General features: G+C 38.6%; 4 protein-coding genes. 3 read left to right on the forward strand and 1 reads right to left on the reverse strand.

Annotated elements, in window-relative coordinates; genetic code table 11:
* Positions 1-669 precede the first annotated feature (669 nt).
* On the forward strand, positions 670-879 hold the full coding sequence (locus B0919_RS25035; RefSeq protein WP_139362380.1) for a hypothetical protein: 210 nt from the start codon (positions 670-672) through the stop codon (positions 877-879).
* 12 nt (positions 880-891) lie between these two features.
* The gene (locus tag B0919_RS25040) at positions 892-1,557 is read left to right on the forward strand and encodes a hypothetical protein (protein WP_139362381.1); all 666 of its coding nucleotides are present in this window, start codon (positions 892-894) and stop codon (positions 1,555-1,557) included.
* 199 nt (positions 1,558-1,756) lie between these two features.
* Here B0919_RS25040 and B0919_RS24450 read toward each other — a convergent pair whose 3' ends face one another.
* Positions 1,757-2,998, reverse strand: coding sequence for a hypothetical protein (locus B0919_RS24450; RefSeq protein ID WP_139362382.1), 1,242 nt, complete (start codon positions 2,996-2,998; stop codon positions 1,757-1,759).
* Between the two features lie 204 nt (positions 2,999-3,202).
* Here B0919_RS24450 and B0919_RS25045 point away from each other — a divergent pair, with 204 nt between their 5' ends.
* Positions 3,203-3,718 carry a hypothetical protein gene (locus B0919_RS25045; RefSeq protein ID WP_139362383.1) on the forward strand — a complete coding sequence of 172 codons (516 nt, stop codon included), beginning with the start codon at positions 3,203-3,205 and terminating at the stop codon, positions 3,716-3,718.
* Positions 3,719-3,922 lie beyond the last annotated feature (204 nt).

A 3,922-nucleotide genomic window follows, 5' to 3' on the forward strand; every position in this document is an offset into this window, starting at 1 on the left:
CGCAAAAGCGCGCGGCCACTTGGGCCTGCCGGGCGCCCGGCTCGGCCAGCGCCTGCGCCACGCGCTGACGCAAATCCATCGAGTATGCTTGCATACAGCCGCTTACGTACGCGGAGCGCCAGCAGCTACATTGTCTGTGAATCTGCTATAAATCACTCTATTACACCTTTGATGCTTACAACTTCAAAGGGATTGGCGGCGACCAACAAGCAACAATTAGAGGTCGATACTATTACAATATATTATTTCACAAGGGCAGAAGCAAGAGAATTTATGAAGTTGACTATAGCAAAAGAAATAAGGATATGCTATCTGTTATGTCGGCTGCTAGCATCGCCGCCGGAAAACAAATAGACGTAAGCATTACTATTTAATTTTTGCCGTAACAGGTTATTGCTGATTATTACAATAACAGGTATTTACTAATAGATATATCAATCATTTGTCGATAATTATTTCGGCAATAAAACGGGCTGCACCCATACGCAAGCATACACAATATGCAGCATATGCACATTTTCAAATACAGACAGTGCCGTGCGCATAGTTGAGTAGCTAATTTACTAATACACCGAAAATGCTGATTATCAATGCGTAATTTGTAATAATACATTGCAGCAGAGAAGTGCTTACTGAATTATATACAGTATAAAACAAAGCATAATAACTATGGATATTTCAGCTATTCTTAACAAGGTTGATGCTATGGTAGCAGAGCGAGACAACCCCGCTGCAACGAAGCCTATTACATTCCGCTTAGCATCTAGTTACGCAAACACTATCAAAGCATTAGCAGCAGAAAAAGGCGTGCAACGGGCAGACATTTACCGTGAAATCATCTCTGCATTCGTGCAGCAACTAGAAGCAGACAAAAAATAAACTATAAAAAATATGATTACCCAAAAACATTACGATAATATTATATCAAATCATTCTGAGTTCATTGAGAACTGTGAATCTTTTAAAAATCTTCTTCAATCAAATAAGCTCACACTATCTACAGATATTAAGTCGCTAGAGTTTGAGTTACGTGTAAGTCAATTTATGGAGTTGATGAATGTAAGTGAAAGCACAAAGTTCAAATACTCAGTAGCCAAAACCGATGAAGCTAAGAAACAGCTTGTATATGACAATACTTGTCTAGATGGCAATGAATTGATGATGGATATTGAATCTTGCCTTATTAATCTAGAGCACAAATGCAGACGTTTTGCTTCTGCTATTGATAGCTTAAATACTCTATCATTAAATTTATTGTTGAAAAACTATAACCTTAGCCCCGTTGAATACCTCGACAGCATTTTAATTGATTGGAGCAAACAGTATGGCAAAGAATACAAGGCAGCCCAATCATATGCAGAGGCATATAACACATTTCTGACTGTACTCAGAGGGCTTGACGAATGGTTCGATGACAACAGAATAGTATCATTATTCAATCGGAAATTCGGTAAATTATCTACGAAATGTGATAACATTGAGGTTGACGAAGTAAGACTTTATAATATGATTTACGGTAATAAGATGCGAATAGCAAGAAAGCAGAACAAGGGCTAACCAATAACATAGCATAGTGGGCGGTTAGCTATAGAGGCAGGTAAAGAGGTTGGGTTGTCCTCTTTCCTGCCTCTTTTCTTGTGCCTATGCCAAAGACAAAGCACCCTAGCGCCTCTGTAACGGTGTCCCAATCTCGTTACAAATTTACTAAGGTGCTATGCTCTATAAAATAGAGTTATGTTGCTGTATTTCAGTGATTTTAGAAGAGAAATGCACTAGGTTTGCTGTAATTTGTTAGGCTATTGTTATAGGTAGAAATGACAGATGCATACTTGTCACATAGCGCATTGTAATATTCGGTCAAGTTGTTATCATCGGCTAGTTCCTTTGCTACTTCTAGATATGAAGTTTTGTGGTGTTTGGCGAATTGCTCGAATATTACTTTAACGGTGTTTTTCATATTATTTTCTTCGTATTTGCTCTTAGTTATTCTATATATCTGATTCGGTTTTAGTTCAGCAATGTTGTCAGGCAAATAAATCAGCGGCATATGAGTGCAGCGCGTTTTATTGCTGCTATCCTTCTTTCTGAACTCTGCTAGGTTGCCGGAAAAGTGCTTAAACAGTTCTAGTAGGTGCTGAGCATCCTGTAAGCGGTCAAAGTCAGGCGTATAAGGAAATACCTCTTTATCTAAGTAGTACAAGGTTTGCTCAGCAGGCTCTAAACGTTTGTAGTGGTATTCGCTTAGCTCAGTATTATAATCAGTATGTAATCGATATGTCTTTTCATATTTCTTAACTGCATCATTAGTAATAGTCAATTCTAACCGCCAAACTTCTTTTAAAGGGTTAACACCGTTAGCCTTGTGATACTCACTGATATAATCCTTATGACTGCTTTCGTGTATCTCTAATGACTTGTTATAGAGCTTTAGTGAACGTCCGTTGACGTTCTGAGCTAGGTAGATAGTAGCGTTGGTTTCCCCAGTACGCTCAATGCTACCGAATGCGTTCAACTTGTGTATCTGCCTGTTATTGGTATGTAAGTGGTATTCGTCAGGCTTATAGAAATACTTATCAAACCGCTTCATTATATATGCGTTGGTATCAATAGCTATATCTAGTCGTGAGTAGTTGTGTAGCTCTAGCTGAAAGTCTGTGAGGAACTGACGGATGGTAGGCAGTAGCTCTGAGCTATACAATAGCTGGTTGTCAGTGCGTAGGTGTACTAGATTAGCCGCATACGTGGCGCGTACTGGCTTCAAATCGATAGAGCCTAGCTCTATGTCATCCACTTGTACAGAGTAGCTTAAATGATAGTTCTTGTTGCGCTTGTTGTCATCTAGCCGGGTTAGGGTAGTGTTACCCTGCTTATAGATGTAATGTGCGTTAGAGGGCAGTAGTAGGGTTAAGTCGGTGCTAACCGGTAGCGTATGGTTTAGACGAAGGTTGAGCGTATCAATACAGATTGAAAAACGGTCTACAGGTTGTTTTTTAAGCATTTATAGGGACAATTAGTTTTATAGGCTTGTAATTTCTTAGCCTATGGTTATATAGTATTATATAATCCCGCTATGCCCTTTCGGTTGAAATTTGTTAGTGTTTTTATGAAAAAACTTTAGGTAAGAATATATTCAAACATCTAAGGCAGTCGGTCAGGGCGTTTTAGTAACTTGCCTACTCATCAGCACCAAACAGGTATTCTTATGAATCCACAAAATGTGTTTTCCGCTCTGCAATACAAACTCGGAGCATCAGCACCTATTGAGCAAGATGACATAGATGCTATCAGCTCATTTACAATTCTATGGAATATTTATGAGGATAAATTTTATGAAAAATCATACAACATAGATGATATGCTTGACAAGGTTGAGCAAGGAAAAATCAATATCTCAGATGTAGATTATTATATCAAATACTTTTACAATCGTTACTTTGTAGAAGAACAAGGGGCTGGCAAATTCACGAAGCTAAAGCTTAGCACGAAAGCTGGTAAAGCATTTATAAATGTCAAGCTTCTGGTAGAAAGGGTGTTGACTACCTCTAGTCGCAAAGAGCATAAAATAAAAGCTATATTATCAATTATTCACAGATTGAGAAATAATCTATTTCACGGCGAAAAATCAATGTCCAATATTCACGACGAAATCAAGCCGGTTCATATAGCTAATAAATGCCTTCTAGATATAATACAAAGCTGCGATTTTACTAATCCTTAGTTTAAGTTCTATCTAAGTCTATAATCTTTCGATATATCAAAGCCTCTCCTTTTAAAATCTTCTCTAGCAAAGTCTATGAGCCTGTTTGGGAATTGGCTAGGGAGTAAACAAAAACGAGCCAGTAAGTTGCGTCGGGAGTTCCTAGGCTCCGGTTCGCATTATGGTTGAGTGCTATCAACCCCTTACTGACTCGCAGTGGCAAGG

It is taken from the genome of Hymenobacter sp. CRA2, assembly GCF_002007105.1.
Taxonomy (GTDB): domain Bacteria; phylum Bacteroidota; class Bacteroidia; order Cytophagales; family Hymenobacteraceae; genus Solirubrum.

Excerpts from the sequence above, each read along its gene's own strand:
- B0919_RS25035 (WP_139362380.1), top strand. The coding sequence starts at position 670 with ATGGATATTTCAGCTATTCTTAACAAGGTTGATGCTATGGTAGCAGAG.
- B0919_RS25040 (WP_139362381.1), top strand. The coding sequence starts at position 892 with ATGATTACCCAAAAACATTACGATAATATTATATCAAATCATTCTGAG.
- B0919_RS24450 (WP_139362382.1), bottom strand. The coding sequence starts at position 2,998 with ATGCTTAAAAAACAACCTGTAGACCGTTTTTCAATCTGTATTGATACG.
- B0919_RS25045 (WP_139362383.1), top strand. The coding sequence starts at position 3,203 with ATGAATCCACAAAATGTGTTTTCCGCTCTGCAATACAAACTCGGAGCA.